The sequence below is a fragment of the Streptomyces sp. NPDC101118 genome, assembly GCF_044759445.1.
Lineage (GTDB): Bacteria > Actinomycetota > Actinomycetes > Streptomycetales > Streptomycetaceae > Streptomyces.
Genome location: NZ_JBIVZG010000019.1, coordinates 115,216 through 139,368, shown reverse-complemented (window position 1 = coordinate 139,368; position 24,153 = coordinate 115,216). Strand labels below are relative to the sequence as shown.

Annotated in this window: 17 protein-coding genes; 13 read left to right on the top strand and 4 right to left on the bottom strand. The window is 74.1% G+C overall.

The genetic code is table 11. The features are described from left to right. Positions 1–10: 10 nt before the first annotated feature. The 3 genes from ACIQUQ_RS27085 to ACIQUQ_RS27075 all read left to right on the top strand — a co-directional run bounded on the left by ACIQUQ_RS27085 (position 11) and on the right by ACIQUQ_RS27075 (position 2,447). Positions 11–919 (top strand): ADP-ribosylglycohydrolase family protein, encoded by a 909-nt coding sequence (locus ACIQUQ_RS27085; RefSeq protein ID WP_403980722.1) that lies wholly within the window; start codon positions 11–13, stop codon positions 917–919. 150 nt (positions 920–1,069) lie between these two features. Then, the gene (locus ACIQUQ_RS27080; protein WP_403980720.1) at positions 1,070–1,771 is read left to right on the top strand and encodes a ribonuclease HII; all 702 of its coding nucleotides are present in this window, start codon (positions 1,070–1,072) and stop codon (positions 1,769–1,771) included. Between the two features lie 61 nt (positions 1,772–1,832). Further along, positions 1,833–2,447: a hypothetical protein gene (locus tag ACIQUQ_RS27075; RefSeq protein ID WP_403980718.1), complete on the top strand. Its 615-nt coding sequence runs from the start codon at positions 1,833–1,835 to the stop codon at positions 2,445–2,447. A gap of 168 nt (positions 2,448–2,615) precedes the next feature. Here the strand turns inward: ACIQUQ_RS27075 and ACIQUQ_RS27070 are convergent, their stop codons facing one another. Both ACIQUQ_RS27070 and ACIQUQ_RS27065 read right to left on the bottom strand, forming a co-directional pair. Beyond that, entirely contained in the window at positions 2,616–3,245 is a 630-nt protein-coding gene (locus tag ACIQUQ_RS27070) for a hypothetical protein (RefSeq protein ID WP_403980715.1), read from the bottom strand. Positions 3,246–3,458: 213 nt separating this feature from the next. Continuing rightward, positions 3,459–5,618 (bottom strand): RecQ family ATP-dependent DNA helicase, encoded by a 2,160-nt coding sequence (locus tag ACIQUQ_RS27065; RefSeq protein ID WP_403980712.1) that lies wholly within the window; start codon positions 5,616–5,618, stop codon positions 3,459–3,461. A gap of 111 nt (positions 5,619–5,729) precedes the next feature. On the opposite strand from ACIQUQ_RS27065, the gene ACIQUQ_RS27060 reads away from it, so the two are divergent. From ACIQUQ_RS27060 to ACIQUQ_RS27030, 7 genes are all read left to right on the top strand, one after another. After that, positions 5,730–7,658, top strand: coding sequence for a DUF4192 family protein (locus ACIQUQ_RS27060; protein WP_403980710.1), 1,929 nt, complete (start codon positions 5,730–5,732; stop codon positions 7,656–7,658). Positions 7,659–7,783: 125 nt separating this feature from the next. Further along, positions 7,784–9,814, top strand: a complete 2,031-nt coding sequence (locus tag ACIQUQ_RS27055) for a glycogen debranching N-terminal domain-containing protein (protein ID WP_403980707.1) — start codon at positions 7,784–7,786, stop codon at positions 9,812–9,814. Positions 9,815–9,895: 81 nt separating this feature from the next. After that, positions 9,896–10,654, top strand: a complete 759-nt coding sequence (locus ACIQUQ_RS27050) for an NUDIX domain-containing protein (protein WP_403980704.1) — start codon at positions 9,896–9,898, stop codon at positions 10,652–10,654. Between the two features lie 110 nt (positions 10,655–10,764). Then, complete coding sequence (locus ACIQUQ_RS27045; protein WP_403980793.1) at positions 10,765–14,247, top strand: ATP-binding cassette domain-containing protein; 3,483 nt, start codon at positions 10,765–10,767, stop codon at positions 14,245–14,247. Between the two features lie 170 nt (positions 14,248–14,417). Next, the gene (locus ACIQUQ_RS27040; RefSeq protein ID WP_403980702.1) at positions 14,418–15,305 is read left to right on the top strand and encodes a FadR/GntR family transcriptional regulator; all 888 of its coding nucleotides are present in this window, start codon (positions 14,418–14,420) and stop codon (positions 15,303–15,305) included. A 391-nt stretch (positions 15,306–15,696) separates the two neighbouring features. Next, positions 15,697–17,262, top strand: a complete 1,566-nt coding sequence (locus tag ACIQUQ_RS27035; protein WP_403980699.1) for an RNA polymerase sigma factor — start codon at positions 15,697–15,699, stop codon at positions 17,260–17,262. A 123-nt stretch (positions 17,263–17,385) separates the two neighbouring features. Beyond that, the gene (locus ACIQUQ_RS27030; RefSeq protein WP_403980696.1) at positions 17,386–18,231 is read left to right on the top strand and encodes a S1 family serine peptidase; all 846 of its coding nucleotides are present in this window, start codon (positions 17,386–17,388) and stop codon (positions 18,229–18,231) included. A gap of 132 nt (positions 18,232–18,363) precedes the next feature. Here the strand turns inward: ACIQUQ_RS27030 and ACIQUQ_RS27025 are convergent, their stop codons facing one another. Further along, the gene (locus ACIQUQ_RS27025; RefSeq protein WP_403665404.1) at positions 18,364–18,594 is read right to left on the bottom strand and encodes a hypothetical protein; all 231 of its coding nucleotides are present in this window, start codon (positions 18,592–18,594) and stop codon (positions 18,364–18,366) included. A 457-nt stretch (positions 18,595–19,051) separates the two neighbouring features. On the opposite strand from ACIQUQ_RS27025, the gene ACIQUQ_RS27020 reads away from it, so the two are divergent. From ACIQUQ_RS27020 to ACIQUQ_RS27010, 3 genes are all read left to right on the top strand, one after another. Continuing rightward, the gene (locus ACIQUQ_RS27020; protein WP_403980693.1) at positions 19,052–21,172 is read left to right on the top strand and encodes a type IIA DNA topoisomerase subunit B; all 2,121 of its coding nucleotides are present in this window, start codon (positions 19,052–19,054) and stop codon (positions 21,170–21,172) included. A 141-nt stretch (positions 21,173–21,313) separates the two neighbouring features. Beyond that, positions 21,314–21,817 carry a DUF485 domain-containing protein gene (locus tag ACIQUQ_RS27015; protein ID WP_403980690.1) on the top strand — a complete coding sequence of 168 codons (504 nt, stop codon included), beginning with the start codon at positions 21,314–21,316 and terminating at the stop codon, positions 21,815–21,817. Further along, on the top strand, positions 21,814–23,394 hold the full coding sequence (locus ACIQUQ_RS27010) for a cation acetate symporter (protein WP_403980687.1): 1,581 nt from the start codon (positions 21,814–21,816) through the stop codon (positions 23,392–23,394). Before ACIQUQ_RS27015 ends, ACIQUQ_RS27010 begins: the two co-directional genes overlap by 4 nt. 15 nt (positions 23,395–23,409) lie before the next feature. Here the strand turns inward: ACIQUQ_RS27010 and ACIQUQ_RS27005 are convergent, their stop codons facing one another. Beyond that, positions 23,410–24,150, bottom strand: coding sequence for a response regulator (locus tag ACIQUQ_RS27005; RefSeq protein ID WP_403980684.1), 741 nt, complete (start codon positions 24,148–24,150; stop codon positions 23,410–23,412). Positions 24,151–24,153: the final 3 nt, after the last annotated feature.

The window sequence follows — 24,153 nt, the reverse complement described above, 5'->3', positions numbered from 1 at the left end:
GTTACGCGGGATGACCCCTGACTCCTCTCCCGACCGGCGCTACGCACGCGCCCTGGCCAGCCTGCGCGGACTGGCGGTGGGTGACGCCCTGGGCTCCCAGTTCTTCGTCCCCGCGAACTATCCGCTGCTCAAGCGGCGTGAGCTGCCCCCCGGTCCCTGGCAGTGGACCGACGACACGGAGATGGCCTGCTCCGTGCTCGCCGTGCTCGCCGAGCACGGCCGGATCGACCAGGACGCGCTGGCCTCGTCCTTCGCGCACCACCACGACTTCGACCGCGGCTACGGCCCGGCGGTCAACCGCATGCTGAGGCTGGTCCGGGAGGGCCAGGACTGGCGGGAGCTGGCGGCCGAGCTGTTCAACGGCCAGGGGTCGTGGGGCAACGGCGCGGCCATGCGGATCGCGCCGCTCGGCGCGTACTACGCCGACGACCCCGAGCAGGCCACCCACCAGGCGGAGATCTCCGCCTACACGACCCACCAGCACCGCGAGGCCGTGATGGGCGCGATGGCCGTGGCGGCCGCCGCCGCCATCGCCGCCGACCCGGCCGGGCCTCCGACGGCCGAGGCCCTGCTGGACGGGGTGATCGCGCTCGTGCCGCGCAGCGCCGTGGGCGCCGGGCTGCGGCGGGCGCGGGACATGCTGGACTACGGCGATGCGACCACCGTGGCGGCCGTGCTCGGCTGCGGACGGCGGACCAGTGCCCACGACACGGTGCCCTTCGCGCTCTGGTCGGCGGCCCGGAACCTCGGCGACTACGCCGGTGCCTTCTGGACCACGGCGGGCGTCGGCGGCGACGTGGACACCACCTGCGCGATCGTGGGCGGGGTGCTGGCCGGCCGCGGGGACGGGCACGTCCCCGGCGAGTGGCTGACGCAGACCGAGCTGCTGCCGGAGTGGGTTCCGGAGACCACCGGCTGACCACCACCGGCTGACCACTGCGGGCTGAGCACTGCGGCACCCGGTGCCGGGGCGGAACGCGCGGTTCAGCGCGTCCGCCCCGACCACCAGGTGAGAGGGGCGTGGCCCGGGGTGTCGCGGGCGAACCGGGCGGCGTAACCTAATGGCGCCATGCCGTACGAAGCACCCACCCACACCGTCGAGCGCTCCCTCCGCGCAACCACCGGCGCCAAGATCATCGCCGGGGTCGACGAGGTCGGACGAGGGGCCTGGGCCGGCCCGGTCACCGTGTGCGCGGCGATCACGGGACTGCGTCGCCCGCCCGAGGGACTCACCGATTCGAAGCTGCTCACCCCCAAGAGGCGGGACGAACTCGCCCTGGTGCTGGAGAGCTGGGTCACCGCGTACGCCCTCGGCGACGCCTCGCCCGAGGAGATCGACGAACTCGGCATGACCGCGGCCCTCCGGCTGGCCGCGGTGCGCGCTCTCGACGGACTGCCGGTCCGGCCGGAGGCGGTGATCCTCGACGGCAAGCACGACTACCTCGGGGCGCCCTGGCGGGTCCGTACGGTGATCAAGGGCGACCAGTCGTGTGTCGCGGTGGCCGCCGCCTCGGTGATCGCCAAGGTGCGGCGGGACCGGATGATGGCCGAACTCGGCCCGGACCTGGCGGACTTCGCCTTCGGGGCCAACGCCGGCTATCCCTCGCCCGTGCACCGGGCGGCGCTGGAGACCCGCGGCCCGACCCCGCACCACCGCCTGTCGTGGTCGTACCTCGACGCGCTCCCGCAGTGGCGGCACCTGAAGAAGGTCCGCAGGAGCGAAGAGGCCATCGAACTGGAAAACGGAGGCCAACTCGGCTTCGATTTCTGATCGCACGCATGTGCCACCATCCGGTATGACTCGTACCGGCGTTTGAAATTCCCATCCACTCATGCCTCCTGAGGAGCCTCAGATTCACGAGAGTGCCCAGGGTCCCGCGACGACCCCGGCCCCGAGCCGTACCGCGCCGACCCCCCGCCCCGTACCTGGTCCGCGTCCCGCAGCCGTACCGCGGCCCGGGCGCCCCGGCCCCCGTCCCGCTCCGCCCGCGCAGCGCACCCCGCAGCAGCCGGCGAAGCCCGGACCGGCCGCCACCACCCCCTCCGTCTCCACGCAGGTGCCGCAGGTGCAGCTGATCCCCGCTTCGGCGGAGGGCGCGCTCGACGCGGCGGAGGAAGCCGTCGACCTGCTGCTCGACACCGGCCGTGCCCCCGGTGACGTGCTGGTCCTGACCGCCGGCGAGCTCCACCCGTGGGCCGCGCACGAGCTGTCCTTCGGTGAGGCCGCCTACTGGGCGCAGCACGACGCCCGGGACGACGTCTTCTACGCGGATGCCGCGCAGGCCGAGCGGGCCGCCGCCCGTCCGGTCGTGGTCTTCGCCGTCAACGGCGGCGAGCCGGCCGACGTCGCGCGCAGCCTTCCCGTCGCTCTCGGACGGGCCACCGCGCTGCTGGTCGTGTGCGGCGACGCGCAGCAGATCAACTCCGTGCTGGGCGCGGGCGTCTGACGCTCTGTGGTCCCGCCGCGTGGCATCGGCGGGACCGCCCGGTGTCGGGCCACGGCCCGGCGCCGTGACGTCGGCGCGCCCGCCGATGGCACACGGTGGGAGGTCGTACCGTCAGCGGGCCGACGTGATGCCGGCGGGCCGCCTTCGGGCCGGCCCGCCGCCGAGCGGTCAGCGCGCGGCCGTGCGGCGCAGGGGTTCTATCGCGCCGGCCACCGTGCGCAGCGACGGCGGCCCCGGCTCGATCCCGGCGTCCTCCAGGCGCAGGGGGCGGGAACCGGCGCTGGGGTGTCTGCCGCCGCGGCCCTCGCCCAGCACCTGCCAGCCGGCTCGGGTGAGCGTGATGTACGCGCCGCAGCGCAGCCCGTGGAGCGTGCAGGCGTCGCGCAGCCCCCACATCCAGGCACCGTCCTCCTCGGTCCACCGCTCGTCCCCCTCGCGGCAGAAGAGCAGCACGGCGGTCCGGGCGGGCGTCTTGCGCCGCAGGTCGTGCGGGATCACCCGGCGCAGTGCGGACAGCAGGGAGTTGCGGTAGTCCCAGCCGTCCGCCGAGGCGGTCCGCTGGGTGAAGGACGCGCTGGCGACCAGGCGTTCCTCGGGGCCGAGCACGGCGATCACGGCCGTGGAGACCCCGGGGTTGTGCCGGGAGTGCAGGCCGCTGACGACCTCGCGGGGATTGCTCAGCAGGGGGATTCCCGCCGCCGTCCACTCGGCCGGCTCCAGCACGCGACCGTGGCGGCTGGCGCTGCCCTGCGAGGCGGGCGTCGAAGCGGCTGCGGACGGAGCGAATCCGAAGGTCATGGTCCTCCCTTCGGTGGTGCCCGCGGTGGGGCACGAGTGGGTGCAGGCACGCCGCGGCGCAGCCCTAAGAGAGGGCTGACGAGCCATGCGGGAGCACTCCAATTCTTGCGTGGCCCGTCTGTGCGCGGCAACGAGCAATTGACGTCACCGGCCGGATTGCGCCGGTATGCCGTTCATATCCTTGCCCAGTCACACCGCTATTGACGCATCGCCTTACTGCTGAACCGCGAGGACCAGCGGAAACACCTCCCCCGCGCCCGCCCGGCGGAGCAGCCGTGCGGCCACTGCCAGTGTCCAGCCGCTCTCCGAGCGGTCGTCAACCAGCAGTACGGGGCCGCCCGCCGCGGCAACGGCCCCGGCCAGCTCCGGAGTGACCGTCAGCTGCTCGTGCAAGGCCCGCACCCGCTGGGCGCTGTTGGAGGACGGCAGCCCGTACGGCGGCGCCTCCGCGGCGTATTCGACCGTGCCCAGCAGCGGCATCCGGCCGACCTCGGCGATCCGCTCGGCCAGCGAGCCGACCAGGACCGGCCGGGAACGCGAGGCCATCGCGACCACGCCCACCGGGCGGGGCGGCGCGTCCGGCGCCCCGGAGGCCCAGCCGCCCGGCCCACGCGCCCAGTCGGCCAGGACGCTCACCACGGCCTGGGTCACGTCGTCGGGAACCGGCCCGTCGGGAGCCCCGGCGGCGAGCATCGGGCGCAGCCGGTTGCCCCAGCCGATGTCCGAGAGCCGGCCCAGCGCGCGCCCCGTGGACGCCTGCTCGCCGGCCGGGATACGGCCCTTCAGATCCACGCCCACGGCCGGGAGTCCGGTCGGCCACATCCGGCGCGGCTCCAGCTCCACGCCCGGCCGGCTCAGCTCGCCGCGCGCGGTGTCCAGGGCGGCCTGCGAGACGTCCGCGGTGTACCTGGCACCGGCGCAGTTGTCGCAGCGACCGCACGGCGCGGCCTCCTCGTCGTCGAGCTGGCGGCGCAGGAACTCCATGCGGCAGCCGGTCGTGGCTGCGTACTCGCGCATCGCCTGCTGCTCGGCGGCCCGCTGACGGGCCACCCAGGCGTACCGCTCCGTGTCGTAGGCCCAGGGCTGTCCGGTGGACGTCCAGCCGCCCTTGACCCGGTGCACCGCCCCGTCCACGTCGAGCACCTTGAGCATGGTCTCCAGGCGCGTCCTCCGCAGGTCCACCATCGGCTCCAGCGCGGGCAGCGACAGCGGGCGGCCCGCCTGGGCCAGCGCGTCCAGGGTGCGGCGGACCTGCTCCTCGGGCGGGAAGGCCACCGAGGCGAAGTACTGCCAGATCGCCTCGTCGTCCCGGCCCGGCAGCAGCAGCACCTCCGCGTGCTCGACGCCGCGTCCGGCGCGGCCCACCTGCTGGTAGTAGGCGATGGGGGAGGAGGGCGAGCCCAGGTGGACCACGAACCCCAGGTCCGGCTTGTCGAAGCCCATGCCCAGCGCGGACGTGGCCACGAGCGCCTTCACGCGGTTGGCCAGGAGGTCCTCCTCCGCCTGCATCCGGTCCGCGTTCTCCGTGCGGCCGGTGTACGAGGCGACCGCGTGCCCGCGGTGCCGCAGGTACGCCGTCACCTCCTCGGCCGCGGCCACCGTGAGGGTGTACACGATGCCCGAACCCGGCAGTTCGTCCAGGTGGTCGGCCAGCCAGGCCAGCCGGTGCGGGTTGTCCGGCAGCCGCAGCACGGCCAGGCTCAGGCTCTCCCGGTCCAGCGGCCCGCGCAGCACCAGCGCGTCCGTGCCCGCGCCGGTGCCCAGCTGCTCCGCCACGTCCGCCGTCACACGGGAGTTGGCCGTCGCCGTCGTCGCCAGCACCGGGACGCCGGGCGGCAGGTCGGCCAGCATCGTGCGCAGCCGGCGGTAGTCGGGCCGGAAGTCGTGGCCCCAGTCCGAGATGCAGTGCGCCTCGTCCACCACCAGCAGCCCGGTCGCCGCCGCGAGCTTGGGCAGCACCTGGTCGCGGAACTCGGGGTTGTTCAGGCGCTCCGGGCTCACCAGCAGGACGTCCACCTCGCCCGCCGCGACCTCGGCCTGGATCGTCTCCCACTCCTCGGGGTTCGCGGAGTTGATGGTGCGGGCGTGGATGCCCGCGCGGGCGGCCGCGTCCACCTGGTTGCGCATCAGGGCCAGCAGGGGGGACACGATGACGGTGGGTCCGCTCCCGCTCGCGCGGAGCAGGGAGGTGGCGACGAAGTACACGGCCGACTTGCCCCAGCCGGTGCGCTGCACCACCAGGGCCCGGCGCTTGTCCGCGACCAGGGCCTCGATCGCCCGCCACTGGTCCTCCCGCAGCCGCGCGGAGCCCGTGGGGTCACCGACGAGGCGGGCGAGAACGGAATCGGCCTGGGCCCTGAGGTCTGCGTTCATACCCCCATGCAACCCGATGCCACCGACATCGCGCGAACGCCCCCGCCAGCCTGTGGATAACTTTATCCACAGGGGTCGCGGAGATCGGCGGGTTCGCGGGAACGTCGGGGCATGACGAACCACTTCGACACCACAGGTCCCGATTCCGGCCGGCAGATCACCCTGCGCAGTCCCGCGGAGCTGGCGGACGCCCTGCCGTACATGCTCGGCTTCCACCCCGACGACTCGATCGTGATGGTGACCGTCCACGGCAGCGGCGGACGCTTCGGCGGCAGGCTGCGGGTCGGCATCCCACCCGCACCCGAGGAATGGGAGGAGCTCTCGGGCCAGGTCGCCGAGACCCTCATCGGCGGCAGCGAGCGCCGTGGCGCCCGGCCGGACGGCATCGTCCTCTTCCTCTGCCAGGACCCGCCCGCGGGGGAGGACCCCGCCCGGGTGATGGCCCGGCTGCGGCCCCTCGCGCAGGGCATCCGGCTGGCCTGCGGCGCGCTCGACGTGCCCGTGCTGGAGGCGCTCTGCCTCTCCGGCGGCCGGTACTGGAGCTACTGCTGCCCCGACCCGCGGTGTTGCCCTCCGGAGGGCACCGCACTGGCCATGCCGGGCACCTCGGTGATGGCGGCGGCCGCCACGTACGCCGGACTCCAGGTGCGGGGCACGCTCAAGGAACTGCAGGCCAGGCTCAGCCCCGTGACCGGTCCCGCCGCGGAGGACATGGTGCGGGCCCTGGACCGCACGGCCGCCGCCCTGGTGCCGCGGATCCTCGAAGGCACGGACCGCGGCCAGGTCGCCGCGGAGACCCTCGCACTGGCCCGCACCGTGATGCGCCGGCTGGCCAGGGCCACGCCGTCCGACGGCGGCCCGAGCTCGGACGCGTGGGACGACGCGCTGATCGAGGACGAGGAGGCTGCGCTGCTCGTCCTGGGGCTCCAGGACCGCGAGACGCGCGACGTGGCCGCCGAATGGATGGAGGGCGAGGAGGCCGGACCCGCCCTGCGGCTCTGGCGGGCGCTCGCGCGCCGCTGTGCGGGTGAGTACCACGAGCACGCCGCCGCACCCCTGACGCTGGCCGGCTGGGTGACCTGGTCCATGGGCGACGAGCCGTACGCCAGGATCGCCTTCTCCCTCGCGCTGCGGGCCGACCCCGGGTACCGCTTCGCACTGCTCCTCCACCACGCGTGCAACGAGGGCGTCGACCCGGAGAGCCTGCGCCGCTGCCTGCGGGACGAGCGGCGCCGGCGGGACGGGCCGGCCTTCGCCGAGGCCCGGCGGCGGCCGCGGCCCCGACAGGGGCAGCTCCCGCTGGGCCTGCCCCCGGAAGTACCGGGTCTCGGCCTGGCACCGGGCCGGGACTCCCGCACCGGGGAGGGGCCCTCGGAGAACCCCGGCCCGTACACCGCCACGGCCCCGGAGAGTGCCGGTGACGTGGCGCCTGGCACCTGGGGCACACCCCCGACAGACGCCACCCGCAAGCCCGCCCAGCCCGCCACGCCCGAGGCCACTCGGCGTACAGTCCCCGCGCCGCGCATGCCCGAGCCCGGAGAGTCCCGCCCGGCCCCGCCCGGACCCCGGTCCGCGCAGGACCCGGCGTTCCGGGACCCTGCCGCCCCGCCTACGGCGAGTCCCGCGCCGGAGGGACCCCGGTTCGGGCAGGGCCCGGCGGACGAGCGAGACCCGGTGGTCGCGGCCGGCCCCGCTCCTGCCGCGCCCGGGTCGGAGCGGACCCCGGGAGGTGGGGGCGCGGACCCGCAGGACGCGGGTGTGGCGGGCGGTCGCTCCGCGCCGCGGGTGTCCACGGACCCGACGGGACCCGTCGTCCTGCGGAAGTCCAGCGATCCGAGGCAACCGGCGGTCCGCCGGCCGGGCGCGGCCGGCGCCGGGGCAGCCCCCGCGGGCCCCGCGCGCCCCGCGGGCCCGTCGGGGCCGTCGGGGCCCGGTCAGGGCCGGCCCGAGGCGGAGCGGGCACGGCCCCGTGCCAGGCGGCCCAAGGGCGCCCACCCGTCCCGGCGGATCCCGAAGCAGCCCGAGAGGAAGCCGGAATGAGCCTTCATCAGCGCCGACGGCGGCCCGTGACCCGGGCGCCCGCCGCACCGTTCAGTTGGGGGGTGGAGGACGCCCTGCCGCACCGCCGCCCCGCCCACCCGACCGGCGCGCACCCGAGGCGACCCATGGCACACCCCGTTCCCCCCGCCCGCAGACCCACGTCCGTGCCCCCGCAGGGCCCGTCCGCCGGACGGCCGCGCGGCCCCGCACGGGCACCCGCGGAACTGCCCCCGGTCCACGCGGCGGTGATCTGCGTGGCCGCGCCCTGCCTCGCGATCTCGCCGGAGCACGGCCAGCTCACCGGCCGGGGCCTCGACGGCATCTACCGCTCGGGCCGCCGGCTCCTCTCCCGCTGCCTCCTGCGGGTCGCGGGACGCGACCCGGTCGCCGTCCAGGGCCGCAGCCTCGGTGCCGACCGGGCGGGGTTCACCGCCACCGTGCGCACCGGGGCCGCGCAAGGCCCCGACCCGGACGTCAGCGTCGACCGGGTCAGGCACGCCGACGGCACCGAGCGGATCACCCTCCGCAGCCACGCCCCCCGCCCGCTCCGGCTGCCCGTGGAGATCTCCCTCGGCACCGACCTCGCCGACCTGGGCGCGGTCGCCGCCGGCCGGGCGGGCCCCGACCTCCCGGCCGGGGTCCACGCGGCGGGCCTGCGCTGGAGCACCCAGGGGGCGCAGGCCTTCACCACCGCGGACCCCCCGCCCGACGACGCCCTCGCCTCCCTGGGCCTGCTCCGCTGGGAGCTGGACCTACGGCCCGGCGAGGCGGTCACCATCGAGCTGAGGACCGCCCAGGAGCGCGTGTCCAGAACGCCCGTGGCCCAGCTCGCCGGGCCCCTCTCCGCGGCCCGCGCCGAAGGCGACGACCCCCGCACCGAGGCGCTCTTTCGCACGGGTCTGGACGACCTGCGCGCCCTGCTCCTGCGCGACCCCGCCGAGCCCGCCGACGCCTATGCGGCCGCCGGGGTGCCCTGGCGCTGCGGTCTCGCCCCGGCGGAGTCCCTCTGGGCGGCCAGGATGGCCCTGCCACTGGGCACGGGTCTGGCCGCCGCCACCCTGCGCACCCTCGCGCGCACCCAGGCCGACGGCAGGGGGCCCGACGGCGGGCGGATCCCCGGCCCGCTGCGGGCGGCGGGGCCCGGCCTGCCGCCCGGCTGCACCGGCACCGAGGCCACCCTGGCCTTCCCGGTGGTACTGGCCGAGGCCCGCCGCTGGGGGATGCCGGAGCGCGAGGTGGCGGCCCTGCTGCCGGCCGCCGAGCGGTGCCTGGCCTGGCTGCGGGACCGCACCGACGGCACGGGATTCCTCGCCGACCCCGTGCCCGGCCCCTTCCGGTGCGAGACGCAGGCCCACGCACACCGGGCCGCGCTCCTCGGCGCGGACCTGCTGGAGGACTGCGGACGGCCGGGAGCGGACGAGTGGCGCGAGTGGGCCGACGCCCTGCGCGACCGCTTCCACGCCTCCTTCTGGACCGAGACCCCGTCCGGCGGCGGGCCTGCCGCCGCCGTCCATCCCGACGGCAGACCCCTGGCCCACCTCACGGGCGCGAGCGCCCACCTCCTCGACACCGGACTGCTCGGCGGCGGCCGCCTCGCCCGGGGCCTGCTCGACCGGGTCCGCACCGAGCAACTGGCCCGGCTGCTGGGCGCACCCGCCATGGACTCGGGCTGGGGACTGCGCAGCCTGGGCGTCAAGGAGGCGGGACACAACCCCTTCGGGCACCGGTCCGGCGCGGTCAGGGTGCACGAGAGCGCGGTGGCCGTCGCGGGCCTGGCCGCCGCCGGGTTCGACAAGGAGGCGGGCGGCCTCCTGAAGGGCCTCCTGGACGCCGCGGAGTTCTTCGGCCACCGGCTGCCGGAGATGTACGCGGCCCCCCAGCGCACCGCCGGGAGCGCCCCGCTGCCCCACCCGGCCGCCTGCCGCCCCGCGGCGGTGTCGGCCGCCGCCGGCATCCACGTCCTGGTGGCCCTGGCCGGCATCCGCCCGGACGCCCCCGCCGGCACCGTCGCCCTGGAGCCGCTGGGCAGCGCGCCCCTGGGCGCCCTGCGGCTCTCCGGGCTGCAGGTGGCGGGTGCGCCGTTCGCCGTCCGGGTCAGCAGACTCGGGCTGGGCATGGTGGAGGAGGCCGCCGATGCGCTCCAGCTGGGTGTCTGAGCGGACGGGGTCCGTGATGCGTGTGGTGAAGGAGATCGCGAAAGGACTGTTTATCGTCAGGAAGACGACTATGATCGCGGCATGTCGCCCTACGACCCGTCGGCCTTCCCGCCCTTCGCCGTCACCGTCGACCTGGTCGTGCTCACCGTGCGGCGCCACGCGCTCTGCGCGCTCGTGGTCCGCCGTGGTGAGCAGCCGTTCCAGGGCCGCTGGGCGCTGCCCGGCGGCTTCGTCAGGGGCGACGAGGACCTGGCGGGGGCCGCGGCCAGGGAGCTGGCCGAGGAGACCGGCCTGTGCGCCCACGACCCGGCCCAGCCCGGCGCGGGCAACGGCGCGCACCTGGAGCAGCTCGCCACGTACGGCGACCCCGGGCGGGACCCGCGGATGCGGGTCGTCAGCGTCGCGCACCTCGTCCTCGCCCCCGACCTCCCCGCCCCGCGTGCCGGCGGCGACGCGAACCTCGCACGCTGGGCCCCCGTGGACGAACTCCTGGAAGCCGAGACCGGCTTCGACCGCGAGGAATCCGCCCAGCTCGCCTTCGACCACGCGCGCATCCTGGCCGACGGCGTCGAGCGCGCCCGCTCGAAGATCGAGTACTCCTCGCTCGCCACCGCCTTCTGCCCGCCGGAGTTCACGGTCGGCGAGCTGCGCCGGGTGTACGAGGCGGTGTGGGGCGTGGCCCTCGACCCGCGCAACTTCCACCGCAAGGTGACCGGCACGCCGGGCTTCCTCGTGCCGGCCGGCGGCACGACCACCCGTCAGGGCGGGCGGCCGGCCCAGCTGTTCAGGGCCGGCGGTGCCACGCTGCTGAACCCGCCGATGCTGCGGCCCGAGGTCTGACGGTCCGACACCGGCACGCGCCAAGTTACGCCAAAAATCGGACATATCGCGTTATCTTCTAGGGGTACCCTCCCTGCCGCATGGCGGTCTCACACCCCGCGAGAGAAGCGATGCTCCAGGCCATCGGACTCACCAGTGCCCCCCGCAAAGACCTCCCGCCCGCCGTGGACGACCTCACCTTCGAGGCGTGCCCGGGCCGGGTGACCGCCCTCCTCGGCGAGCCGGGAGCGGGCAAGACCACGGCGCTCCGGCTGATGCTGGAGCTCGAACCGGGCCGCGGCGTCACCTACTTCCGTGGCCGGCCCCTGCACCGGATCCCGCATCCGGCCCGCGAGGTCGGCGTCCTGCTCGGTGACGTGCCCGGTCATCCGGCGCGCACGGTCCGCGGACAGCTGCGGATGCTGTGCGCGGCGGTGGGCGTACCGGCCTCCCGCGCCGACACGATGCTGGAGGTCGTCGGCATCTCGGGGCTGCGAGACCAGCGGCTCGGCTCCCTGTCCCTCGGGATGGACCGACGGGTGGGCCTGGCGGCCGCGCTGCTCGCCGATCCGTGCACCCTGCTGCTCGACGAGCCCTCCGCCGGGCTCTCCCCGCGGGACCAGAGCTGGCTGTACCGGCTGCTGCGGGGGCACGCGGAGCTGGGCGGCGCGGTGCTGTTCACCACCAGCGACGCCAAGGAGGCGGCCCGCAGCGCGGACCGCGTCGTGAGCATCGCGGGCGGGCGGCTGGTCGCCGACCAGGAGGCCGCGGACTTCGCCCGCACCCGGCTGCGGCCGCGGGTGGCCGTGCGCACCCCGCACGCGGCCCGGCTCGCCGCGCTGCTGGGCCGGGAGGCCCGGGCCGCGCAGAAGTCCGTGGAGATCGTGGAGGAGAGCGGCAGCCGACTGTCGGTCTACGGCAGCAGCTGCGCGGAGGTGGGCGAAACCGCCTTCCGGCACGGCGTCCTGGTCCACCAGCTCGCCGACGAAACGGGCGACTCCGGCCCCACGTTCCCCCGCCCCACCCCGACCCGCGACCACCCGTCCGCCCGCCCCACGCCGGCGGCCGGCCCGCTGCCGGCCTCCGCGACAGCGGACGCCTCGGCACCGCATTCCGCCGCGGGGGGCGCGCAGGGCCCCGTGCCCGGCCCGGGTACGGGCCCCGCCCCCGGCTCCGGCACCGCCCGGGCGTCGAGCACCATGCCGGTCGCCGGTCAGGGGGCCGCTCAGGGCCTCGCGACCGGGCAGGGGCATGGCGCGGGCCCGGTTCCGGTTCCGGTTCCCGGAGCGGGCACCGTGCCCGCTCCCGGGCAGGGTGACGGGCTGGGTGCCGTGCGGGCTCCCGGAACGGGTGGCACGGCCGTCCCGGCCGCCGAAGGTGCCGCCGACCCCGCACGCTCGGGTGCCGGCCTCGTACCGCCGGTCGCGCCTGGCGCCAGGCCCGTCCGGGCCGCCGTCCCGGAGTCCGACTCCGGCATTCACCGCGGGTCCAGTCGGGGGACGGAGGCGGATCCGGATCCTGGAACTCAGGGCCGGGCCGGGTCTCTCGGGGTCGCCGCCCCTGGGGCCGGTGGCTGGGGGTCCGTCCGGGCTTCCGAGCCCGGGGGTTACTCCGTCCACCACCCCGAGCCTGGCCGGGCCGCAGAGCCGGTGACCGTCCATGGCCCTGACGGCGGGTTCCTCGTGGGCTCCGGGAGCAGGCCCGTTCGCGTTGCGGACCCGGGGGCCGGCGACCGTGGCTCGGGGCGGGCCGCCGAGACCGGGGCGGACAACGCCAAGCGGCACGTGCAGGTCGGAGCTTCCGCTTCCGGGACCGACCCTGGTGCCGGGAGTGGCCCCGTTCGCGCTGCGGGCCCGGGAGCCGGCGACCGGGGGTCGCACCGGGCTGCCGAGTCCGGGGCGGACGACGACGGGGCTGGTGACCCGAGGCCACTCCGGGCGGCCGCGCCCGCGGCCGGCGCCCCCCGTCAGCACGGGGAGGTGGGAGCACCCGGGTCGGGGTCGGATACAGCCGCTGACCGCCGGAACCTCGTGGCGGACGGTGGCGGGCCCGCCACACGCGGGACGTACGCAGCCGTTGACCGCGAGCCTGCCTGGACTGCCGTGCCGGAGGCCGAGACCGGCGCCGAGCCCCTGCCTGTCCGGGTGCCCGAGCCGGGGCTGGACGCCGGCGCTGACACTCAGCCCGTCCGGGTGCCCGGCTCGGGGCCGGGTACCGACACCCACCCTCGCTCCGTCCGGGCGCCCGGGGCGGTGTCGGATGCCGAGTCCCGGCCTGTCCTGGTGACGGGCTCGGGGACGGATGCCGACACCCACCCTCCGACGGTCCGGGTGCCTGCCCACGGGCCAGGCGCCGGCGCCCACCCTGGGTCTGTTCTGCCCACCGGGTCAGGGTCGGGCGCCGACACCCACCCCCTGCCGGTCCAGCTTCCCGGGGCGGGGTCGGATCCCGACTCTGACCCCCTGCCCGTCCGGGTGCGGGCCTCCGGGGCGGACGCCGGCGCTCAGCCGCGGGCTGTCCTGGCGACGGACCCCTGGGCGGACGCCGACGGCGACCCCGTGCCCGTCCGGGTGCGGGACTCGGGGACGGAGGTGGGCACTCAGCCTCGGGCCGGGCGGGATGCTGCCCCGGGCTCGGATGCCGAGGGCCACCCGCGCCCCGGCCGGGCGCAGTCCGCCGATGCCGCTGCTGGGCTGCGCACCGGCGGCGAACCCGCGCCCGTGGCCGACGCGGACCGGCAAGGGAGCCGTGGGGCTCAGGGCGTGCCCGGGCAGGGGCGGTACTCCGCGGGCGGGCCGCGGCACGCGCGGACCGGGGCGCCCGTGTCCGCCGTCCGGCGGATCGGCGGGCCGCTGCGGCCCTGGCGCTACGAGCTGCGCCGCGCCTTCGGCACCGCCGTCGTGCCCGTCGTCACCGGAGCCGCCACCGTCCTGTCCGTGCTGATCACCCTCCTCCTGGCCCGCGGCGGCCACGTCCCGCAGACCCGGCTCCTGGCCGCCTGGCCCTCGTACCTGCCGTTGCCCCCCGCCGCGCTCGCCGCCGGGCTGCTCGGCGCCCTGGCCTTCGGGGAGGAGTACCGCTTCCCCGCGCTCGCGGCCGACCGCGGCACGGTACCCAGGCGACTAGGCCTGCTCCTGGCCAAGCTCGGCGTCTCCGCGGGTCTGGCCGTGGTCCTGGGCGGGCTCGCCGTCACGGCCGACGCCGCCGCCCTGCGGCTCGTCTTCGACACCGACCTGATCAGCACGCCGGCCGACTGGCTGTCGCCCGCCGTCAGTTGGGCCGGCCTGCTGGTCGGCTGTGCCTGGGCCGGGGTGCTCGCCTCCGGGGTGTTCCGGTCAGCTACCGCCGGAGTGGCCGCCGTGCTCGCCGTACCGGTGCTGGTCGTGCCGCTGGTCCGCAAGGTGTTCGACGGCCCCTCCGCGTACCCGGTGGCCGGGCTCTCCGCCCGGCTGCGCGGCCTCGCCTGGGCGCAGTGGCCGCCGGAGGCCGACCGGCTGGTCATGGGGGCCCTGCGGGTGATGGCCCAACCCGTCGGCACCGCGCTGGTGTTGTCCCTGACGGTCCTCATGTGTGCGTACGGGTTCACGGGACTTCGCAGTCGGGTGCGTTGGTGATCGCTTTGGATCATGGAGCGACCGCAACCGGCCGGGCAGACCGCAACTCCCCCCAAAAGGCCCGGTTCTTTACGATAAGGCGTCAATTGCGCAGGTGGCGCTGATCACCCTTTCGTGTGCTTTTCACCAAAGACCTCAAGGGTCGTGGAAGCCGCGCCGACAAAGGATTCGTGAGTACCCTTGCGCACACCATGATGACCGCCGCCCGCCATGCCGAATCAGGCCTCGCAGGACCGGGCGAACTCGACCGCTACCCCTACGCGGAGGCCCCCGGCACCGACCGCGTCGGCACCCCCCACTGGGACGGTTCCGACGTCGAGTTGAGCCGGGTCGGCCGCCGCGCCGCGGGCAGCCGCGGCCGTGGCCTGCACGGCCAACTCGTCCAGCAGCTCGGCCAGATGATCGTCTCCGGCGACCTCGGCGCGGACCGCCCGCTCGTCCCCGAGGAGATCGGCCAGCGCTTCGAGGTCTCCCGCACGGTCGTCCGGGAGTCCCTCCGGGTCCTGGAGGCCAAGGGCCTCGTCAGCGCCCGTCCCAACGTCGGCACCCGGGTCCGTCCGGTCAGCGACTGGAACCTCCTCGACCCCGACATCATCGAGTGGCGCGCCTTCGGCCCGCAGCGCGACGACCAGCGCCGCGAGCTGAACGAGCTCCGCTGGACGATCGAGCCCCTCGCGGCGCGGCTGGCGGCCGGCCACGGCCGGCAGGACATCCAGCAGCGACTGTCCGACATGGTCGAGATCATGAGCCACGCCCTCGGCCAGGGCGACGCGATCACCTTCTCGCGCGCCGACAACGAGTTCCACGCGCTGCTGATCCAGGTCGCCGGCAACCGCATGCTGGAGCACCTCTCCGGGATCGTCTCGGCGGCCCTCCAGGTCTCCGGCAGCCCCGCCACCGCCTGCGACCGCCCCAGCGAGACCTCGGTGGCCCACCACGCCCGGATCGTCGACGCCCTCGCCTCCGGCGACTCCCAGGCGGCCGAGAACGCCATGCGCCAGCTGCTGACGGTGCATCCGGAGGTGGAGCGCGTCGTCCCCGCCCCGCGCGAGCACTGACGGCGACGACGACCCGGGAACGCCCCGGACGGGACTCCCGGCGACCCCCCGGACGGCCTCCCGCCAGTACCCGTGGACCGCGTGTCGCCGGACCCCGACGGGTCCGGCGACACGGGTGTGCGGGTGCGTGCAGAACCCGCAGAACGACCGTCCAAACCGTTTTCGGATCAAACGGGGTGTGACTCGGGCCACGAAGATTGGGCGTAACGCTCCGCGAGGTCACGCGATGACCTAAGAGGTGATGGCCGACGGAGGGAATACAGCAGCCTCTCAGGGCGCTGTGCAGCTCCCCGGTCGCTGCCCGCGCCGCCGGACCTTCCCAGCCGGTGGTCGTCGGCTCCGGTCCAGCACCAGGACGGGGGCCGGAAGCCGTTCCCTTCGTTCCGAGAGGTTGTTCGTGTCGGCCAGCACATCCCGTACGCTCCCCCCGGAGATCTCCGAGTCCGAGTCTGTGATGGCGCTCATCGAGCGGGGAAAGGCTGAGGGGCAGATCGCCGGCGATGACGTGCGTCGGGCCTTCGAGGCTGACCAGATTCCGCCGACCCAGTGGAAGAATGTCTTGCGCAGCCTCAATCAGATCCTCGAGGAAGAGGGTGTGACGCTGATGGTCAGTGCCGCGGAGTCGCCCAAGCGCACCCCCCGCAAGAGCGTCGCAGCGAAGACTCCCGCCAAGCGCACGGCCACCAAGACCGTGGCCGCGAAGACCGCGGCCCCGAAGGTCGAGGCCCCCGCGGAGCCGGAGGCCGGGACGGTGGACGTGGACGCTCCTGCCGACGAGACCGAGCCCGTGCCCGCCAAGAAGGCCGTGGCCAAGAAGGCGGCCGCGAAGAAGGCCGCGCCGGCCAAGAAGACCGCGGCGAAGAAGACCGCGGCCAAGAAGACCGCCGCGAAGAAGGACGACGAGGCCTCCGAGGAAGAGCCGCTGGAGGAGGGCCCCGGCGCCAAGGGCGGGGCCGAGGAAGAGGAGGAGAGCGGCGAGGCCAAGGGCTTCGTGCTCTCCGACGATGACGAGGACGACGCGCCGGCCCAGCAGGTCGCCGTCGCCGGAGCCACGGCCGACCCGGTCAAGGACTACCTCAAGCAGATCGGCAAGGTCCCCCTGCTCAACGCCGAGCAGGAGGTCGAGCTGGCCAAGCGCATCGAGGCGGGCCTGTTCGCCGAGGACAAGCTGGCCAACTCGGACAAGCTCGCGCCCAAGCTCAAGCGCGAACTGGAGATCATCGCCGAGGACGGCCGCCGGGCGAAGAACCACCTGCTGGAGGCCAACCTCCGCCTCGTGGTCTCCCTCGCCAAGCGCTACACCGGCCGCGGCATGCTCTTCCTGGACCTGATCCAGGAGGGCAACCTGGGCCTGATCCGCGCGGTCGAGAAGTTCGACTACACCAAGGGCTACAAGTTCTCCACCTACGCGACCTGGTGGATCCGGCAGGCGATCACCCGCGCCATGGCCGACCAGGCCCGCACCATCCGCATCCCGGTGCACATGGTCGAGGTCATCAACAAGCTCGCCCGCGTGCAGCGCCAGATGCTCCAGGACCTGGGCCGCGAGCCCACCCCGGAGGAGCTGGCCAAGGAACTCGACATGACCCCCGAGAAGGTCATCGAGGTCCAGAAGTACGGCCGCGAGCCGATCTCCCTGCACACCCCGCTCGGCGAGGACGGCGACAGCGAGTTCGGTGACCTCATCGAGGACTCCGAGGCGGTCGTCCCGGCCGACGCGGTCTCGTTCACGCTGCTCCAGGAGCAGCTGCACTCGGTGCTCGACACGCTGAGCGAGCGCGAGGCGGGCGTCGTCTCGATGCGCTTCGGCCTCACCGACGGCCAGCCGAAGACCCTCGACGAGATCGGCAAGGTCTACGGCGTCACGCGCGAGCGCATCCGGCAGATCGAGTCCAAGACGATGTCGAAGCTGCGCCACCCGTCCCGCTCCCAGGTGCTGCGCGACTACCTCGACTAGTCGCACCGGCGGTACGCACGAAGGCCCGCGGCCCCCTCGGGGACCGCGGGCCTTCGCCGTGCGCGGCGGGGGAGGGCGGCCCACTCTGAGTGGAGCAACGCACACCCGGAGTCAGGAGGCCCCATGCGACGTTCCTTTGCCCGAGCCCTGGCGGGAGCGCTGACCCTGCTGGCCGGGACGGCCGTGGCGCCCCTGGCCCAGGCCCCTTCCGCCCGTGCCGACGGCGTCGTCATCGGAGGCAAGGCGGTCCGGGCGGGCGACAGCCCCTGGGTGGTGGCGCTGTCCAGCCGTGACCGGTTCGGCCGTACGCGGGCGGGCCAGTTCTGCGGGGGTGTGGTGATCGCCCCCACGGCGGTGCTCACGGCGGCCCACTGCCTCGGCCGGGCGGTGCTGGGCGGCCCCGTCGAGTCGGTGCGCGACTTCCGGGTGATCGCCGGCCGTACGCACCTCCTCGCCGCCGACGGCCACGAGATCGCCGTACGGGGCGCCTGGACCAACCCCGCCTACGACCCGGTCACGAACTCGGGGGACTTCGCGGTACTGACCCTCGCCGAGGAGCTCCCGGCGCGGTACGTACTCCCGATGGCCGGTGCCGGGCACCCCGGCTACGCCGCCGGGGCCGAGGCGACCGTATACGGCTGGGGGGACACGAGCGGGTACGGCGACTACGCGTCCGGGCTGCGCGCGGCGCGCGTGGCGGTGCTGCCGGACGAGACGTGCGAGGAGGCCTACCCCGGCGACTCGGCCGGCCGGTACACACGCGCGACGATGGTCTGTGCGGGGCACCGCGAAGGGGGCAGGGACGCCTGCCAGGGGGACAGCGGCGGTCCGCTGGTGGCTCAGGGCAGGCTCATCGGGCTGGTGTCCTGGGGGCGCGGCTGCGGCCGCTCGGACAGTCCCGGGGTCTACACGCGGATCGCGCCGGTGCTCGAACTGCTGGCGGCGCCGAAGGGGGGCCGCGGGAGGTGACGCGGTGCGGCCGGGCCGTCACGGGTGCTGCCCCGGCCGGCCGCGGACACGAGGACGGGCGGCCACCCTGGTTCTCAGGGGTGCCGCCCGTCGGCCGGTCCGGGACCGGTCGTGCTCGTCGGGATGGGAGGGTCAGCGTTCCTCGGTGTCGGCGCTGGCCGGGACGGCCGTCAGCCGCTCAGTCTCATCCTGTATTTCCGCGGCGATCTTCTTGAGTTCCGGCTCGAACTTACGCCCGTGGTGGGCGCAGAAGAGCAGTTCACCGCCGCTCATCAGGACGACGCGCAGATATGCCTGGGCGCCGCAACGGTCGCATCGGTCAGCGGCCGTCAGCGGGGTCGCGGGGGTCAGAACAGTAGTCACGTCGCCTCTTCTCTAGCTCGACGAGCTGTCGTACCAGGGTCAACATCCAACCAGGCCGAAAACGTTCCCGCCCTCGGCTTTTCCTCGAAACTTCCTTCCCGAAGCTGGTCGGCTGCTGCCGGTTGGCGGCGAAGGAGCCGTATTGCGTTGCTTTACGGTTTCGCGTTGTTGGTCGTTGCCCGGCCTCGATGCCGAGCGGGTCCGTCCACCTCCGGCGGTCTTGCCGGTTGTTCATGAGGACGTGCCCGAACCCTAAATGGTTCATGCCTGGAAGGGAACGTGATGTTTCCTTCACTCCTACGAGGGATCGAACATCCATACGAGTCTGCACTAGGCTGGAGAACCACGAGGGTGGCGTTGCATCGGCTCTACCAGGCCTCGGTACCCTCAGACCGGCTAGTGAGCCAGGGCTGCGCCCGACCGGGCCAGAAAAGAAATTCAGCGAGGAGCGAACTGCGTGACCGCCGACACGTCCGTGCCTTCCAGCGCGCTGCTGACCGGAGCAGACCGGGACGGTTCCAATTACACCGCGCGGCACCTGCTCGTCCTCGAAGGCCTCGAAGCAGTCCGCAAGCGTCCCGGCATGTACATCGGGTCGACCGACAGCCGCGGCCTGATGCACTGCCTCTGGGAGATCATCGACAACTCCGTCGACGAGGCCCTGGGCGGCTACTGCGACCACATCGAGGTCGTCCTGTACGAAGACGGCTCCGTCGAGGTCAAGGACAACGGCCGCGGCATCCCCGTCGACGTCGAGCCCAAGACCGGGCTGTCCGGCGTCGAGGTCGTCATGACCAAGCTCCACGCGGGCGGCAAGTTCGGCGGCGGCTCGTACGCGGCCTCCGGCGGTCTGCACGGCGTCGGCGCCTCCGTCGTCAACGCCCTCTCCGCCCGCCTGGACGTCGAGGTCGACCGGAACGGCGCCACCCACGCCATCAGCTTCCGCCGCGGCGTCCCCGGCATGTTCACCGAACAGGGCCCCGACGCCCCCTTCGACCCGGCGAACGGCCTGCTCAAGGGCAAGCGGGTGCCGAAGACCCGCACCGGCACCCGGGTGCGGTACTGGGCCGACCGGCAGATCTTCCTCAAGGACGCCAAGCTCTCCCTGGAGACGCTGTACCAGCGTGCCCGCCAGACCGCCTTCCTCGTCCCCGGACTGACCATCGTCGTCCGGGACGAGCGCGCGGTCGACGGCGCCGGCAAGACCGAGGAGACGTTCCGCTACGACGGCGGCATCAGCGAGTTCTGCGACTACCTCGCCGAGGACAAGGCCGTCTGCGACGTGCTGCGCCTCACCGGACAGGGCACCTTCAAGGAGACCGTCCCGGTCCTCGACGACCGCGGCCACATGACCCCCACCGAGGTCACCCGTGAGCTGGGCGTCGACATCGCGCTCCGCTGGGGCACCGGGTACGACAGCACGGTCCGGTCCTTCGTGAACATCATCGCCACCCCCAAGGGCGGCACCCACGTGTCCGGATTCGAGCGCTCGGTCACCAAGACGGTGAACGAGGTGCTCCGCGCAGCCAAGCTGCTCCGCGTCGCCGAGGACGACGTCGTCAAGGACGACGCCATGGAGGGCATGACGGCGGTCGTCACCGTCCGCCTCGCCGAGCCGCAGTTCGAGGGCCAGACCAAGGAGGTGCTGGGCACCTCCGCGGCCGCCCGGATCGTCGCCGCCGTGGTCGCCAAGGAGCTCAAGGCGTTCCTGACCTCCACCAAGCGGGACGACAAGCAGCAGGCCCGCGCCGTGATGGAGAAGATCGTCGCGGCCGCCCGCACCAGGATCGCGGCCCGCCAGCACAAGGAGGCCCAGCGCCGGAAGACCGCGCTGGAGTCGTCCTCGCTCCCCGCCAAGCTGGCCGACTGCCGCAGCGACGACGTCGACCGCAGCGAGCTCTTCATCGTCGAGGGAGACTCGGCCCTCGGCACCGCCAAGCTCGCGCGGAACTCTGAGTTCCAGGCCCTCCTGCCCATCCGCGGCAAGATCCTGAACGTCCAGAAGTCGTCGGTCTCCGACATGCTCAAGAACGCCGAGTGCGGCGCGATCATCCAGGTCATAGGGGCCGGCTCCGGCCGCACCTTCGACATCGACGCCGCCCGGTACGGCAAGATCGTGCTGCTCGTCGACGCCGACGTCGACGGCGCGCACATCCGCTGCCTGCTGCTCACCCTCTTCCAGCGCTACATGCGCCCGATGGTCGAGGCCGGCCGCGTCTTCGCCGCGGTGCCGCCGCTGCACCGCATCGAGCTGGTCCAGCCGAGGAAGGGCCAGGACAAGTACGTCTACACGTACTCGGACAACGAACTGCGCCAGACCCTCCTCGAATACCAGCGCAAGGGAATCCGGTACAAAGACTCGATCCAGCGCTACAAGGGCCTCGGCGAAATGGACGCCGATCAGCTGGCGGAAACGACGATGGACCCCCGCCACCGCACCCTGCGCCGGATCAACATCGGCGACCTGGATTCCGCGGAGCAGGTCTTCGACCTGCTGATGGGCAATGAGGTGGCCCCCCGCAAGGAGTTCATCACCAGCTCCGCGGCCACCCTCGACCGGTCCCGCATCGACGCCTGATCCGGGCGTTCCGGAATCCCGTCCGCTCTTCACCCCATCACCTGATGGGGTGAAGAGCACCGGGACACCAGTCCGGAAACCACCTCTTCCGCGCATCCTTGTGCGCACGCGGCCAATGCGGCGGCGGACAAGGAGAGTTCGGTGGACAAGCACGAAGGTCCCGATGCCGGAACGATCCGGCTCGACGACCCCTGGTACGACGCACTGGCCTCCGGCTGGGGCGAAGGCGACGAGCAGGACGCCGGCCCGGAGCCCCGCGCCGTCCCCGCCCCCTCGCCCGCCGGGGCGGTCCGCGCCCCCGGAGCCGCGGACATCTACCTGGAGGTCCAGCGCAGCGCCGCCTTCCAGGAAGTGCGCAGCCGCTACCGCCGGTTCGTCATCCCCGGCTGTGTCGCCTTCCTCGGCTGGTACGTGGCGTACGTCGTCGCCGCCGTCGCCGCACCCGGCCTGATGGGCCGCCCCGTGGCCGGAGCGGTCAACGTGGCACTGGTCGCCGGACTGGGGCAGTTCCTCTCCACCTTCCTGCTGACCTGGGCGTACGCCCGCCACGCTCGGCTCCGCCGGGACCGCGCCGCACTCGACCTGCGCTGGACCGTCTTCGAGCAGGCCCGCGACCAGGAGCGGACCCGGGGGGCCGGACGGTGAGCGAGCGGGCGCTGGCACTCGTACTCTTCAGCCTCTTCATCGCGGCCACCCTCGGCATCACCACCTGGGTCAGCCGCAACCGCCACGGCTCCGCCGAGGAGTTCTACGCCGGCGGAAGACTCTTCTCTCCCCTGGAGAACGGTTTCGCCATCGCGGGCGACTACATGTCCGCCGCCTCCTTCCTCGGCATCTCCGGCCTGATCGCCCTCTTCGGCTACGACGGACTGCTCTACTCCGTGGGCTTCCTGGTCGCCTGGCTCGTCGTGCTCTTCCTGATCGCCGAACTGGTTCGCAACTGCGGCCGGTTCACCCTCGCCGACGTGGTCGCCGCCCGGATGAGCGAACGCCCCGTGCGGATCGCCGCGGGCACCTCGTCCGTCGCGGTCTCCGTGCTCTACCTGGTGGCCCAGATGGTCGGCGCCGGCAGTCTCGTGTCGCTGCTGCTCGGCAGCACCAGCGGGGCGGCCCGCGCCTGGGCCGTCGTCGGCGTCGGCGCCCTCATGGTGATCTACGTGTCGCTCGGCGGCATGCGGGCCACCACCTGGATCCAGATCGTCAAGGCCGTGCTGCTGATGGGTGGCGCGATCGCGCTCACCCTGCTCGTCCTGGTCCGCTTCCACGGCAACGTCAACGAGCTGCTGCTCACCGCCGCCGACCGCAGCGGCCACGGCCGGGCCTTCCTGGAGCCGGGCCTGAAGTACGGCGTCGACTGGACCGCCCGCTTCGACTTCCTCAGCCTCGGCCTCGCCCTGGTCCTCGGCACCGCCGGACTCCCGCACATCCTCTCGCGCTTCTACACCGTGCCCACGGCCCGCGCCGCCCGCCGCTCCGTCGTCTGGGCCATCGGTCTGATCGGCGGCTTCTACCTGATGACCATCGTGCTCGGCTTCGGCGCCGCCGCCCTGGTCGGCACCGACGCGGTCCGGGCCTCCAGCGCCTCGGGCAACACCGCGATCCCGCTGCTCGCCAAGCTGCTGGGCGGCGAGGGCATGGGCGGCACGGTGCTGTTCTCCTTCGTGGCCGCGGTCGCCTTCGCCACCATCCTCGCCGTGGTCGCCGGCATCACCCTGGCGTCATCGGCCTCCGTCGCGCACGACCTGTACGCCTCGCTCAAGCGGCGGCGGGCCAAGCAGCGCAGCGAGGTCACGGTGGCCCGGATCGCCGCCGTCGGAATCGGCGCCGCCGCCATCGGCCTCGGACTGCTGGCCCAGGACCTGAACGTCGCCTTCCTGGTGGGCCTCGCCTTCGCCGTGGCGGCCTCCGCGAACCTGCCCGTGCTGCTCTACTCGCTGTTCTGGCGCGGGTTCACCACGCGGGGTGCCGTCTGGTCCGTGTACGGGGGACTGGTACCGGCCGTCCTGCTGGTGGTCCTCTCGCCCGTCGTCTCCGGGAGCCCCGACGCGCTCTTCCCCGGTGTCGACTTCCAGCTCTTCCCGCTGCAGAACCCCGGCCTCGTCTCCATCCCGCTCGGCTTCCTCGCGGGCTGGCTGGGCACGGTGACCTCGCCCGAGGTCCCGGACGAGGCCAAGCACGCGGAGACCGAGGTGCGCTCCCTCACCGGAGCGGGGGCGGTCTGAGTCCCGCGGCCCCGCTCACCCGCCCGTCCGGCCCGCCGGCAGCCACGCGTACCGGTGCTCCGGCCGGCCGGTCTCCCCGTAGCGCAGGCTGAGGCGTACGCGGCCGCCGCGCTCCAGCAGCTTCAGGTACCGCTGGGCGGTCTGGCGGCTGAGGCCCGCCCGCTCGGCGATCTCCTGCGCCGACAGGGAGCCGTCGGCGGCCATCAGCACCTGCCGCACCAGCTCCGCGGTGGTGGGCGAGTGGCCCTTGGGCAGTTCCACGGGTCCCGCGGCCGTCGCGAGGGCGCCGAAGATGCGGTCGACCTCCGCCTGTTCGGCCTCGCCGCCGCCCGCCAGGCTGCGCCGCAGCTCCGCGTACCCCTCCAGCTTGGCCCGCAGCCCCGCGAAGGTGAACGGCTTCACGAGGTACTGGAGCGCCCCCAGCCGCATCGCGGACTGCACGGTCGCCAGGTCGCGGGCGGCCGTCACCATGATCACGTCGGTGTGGTGGCCGCTCTGGCGCAGGTCCCGCACCAGGTCGAGCCCGGTCCCGTCGGGCAGGTAGTGGTCGAGCAGCACCAGGTCGACGGGCCCGTCCTCGATGAGCACCCGGGCCCGGGCCGCGCTGTGCGCCTCGCCGACCACGCGGAAGCCGGGCACCTTGGCCACGTACGCCGCGTTGATCCGCGCGACCCGGGTGTCGTCGTCCACGACCAGGACGCCGATCGGCGCGTCCGGCTCGCCGGCCCGCCGGGTGCCGGCCGGGGTTCCGGGCACGCC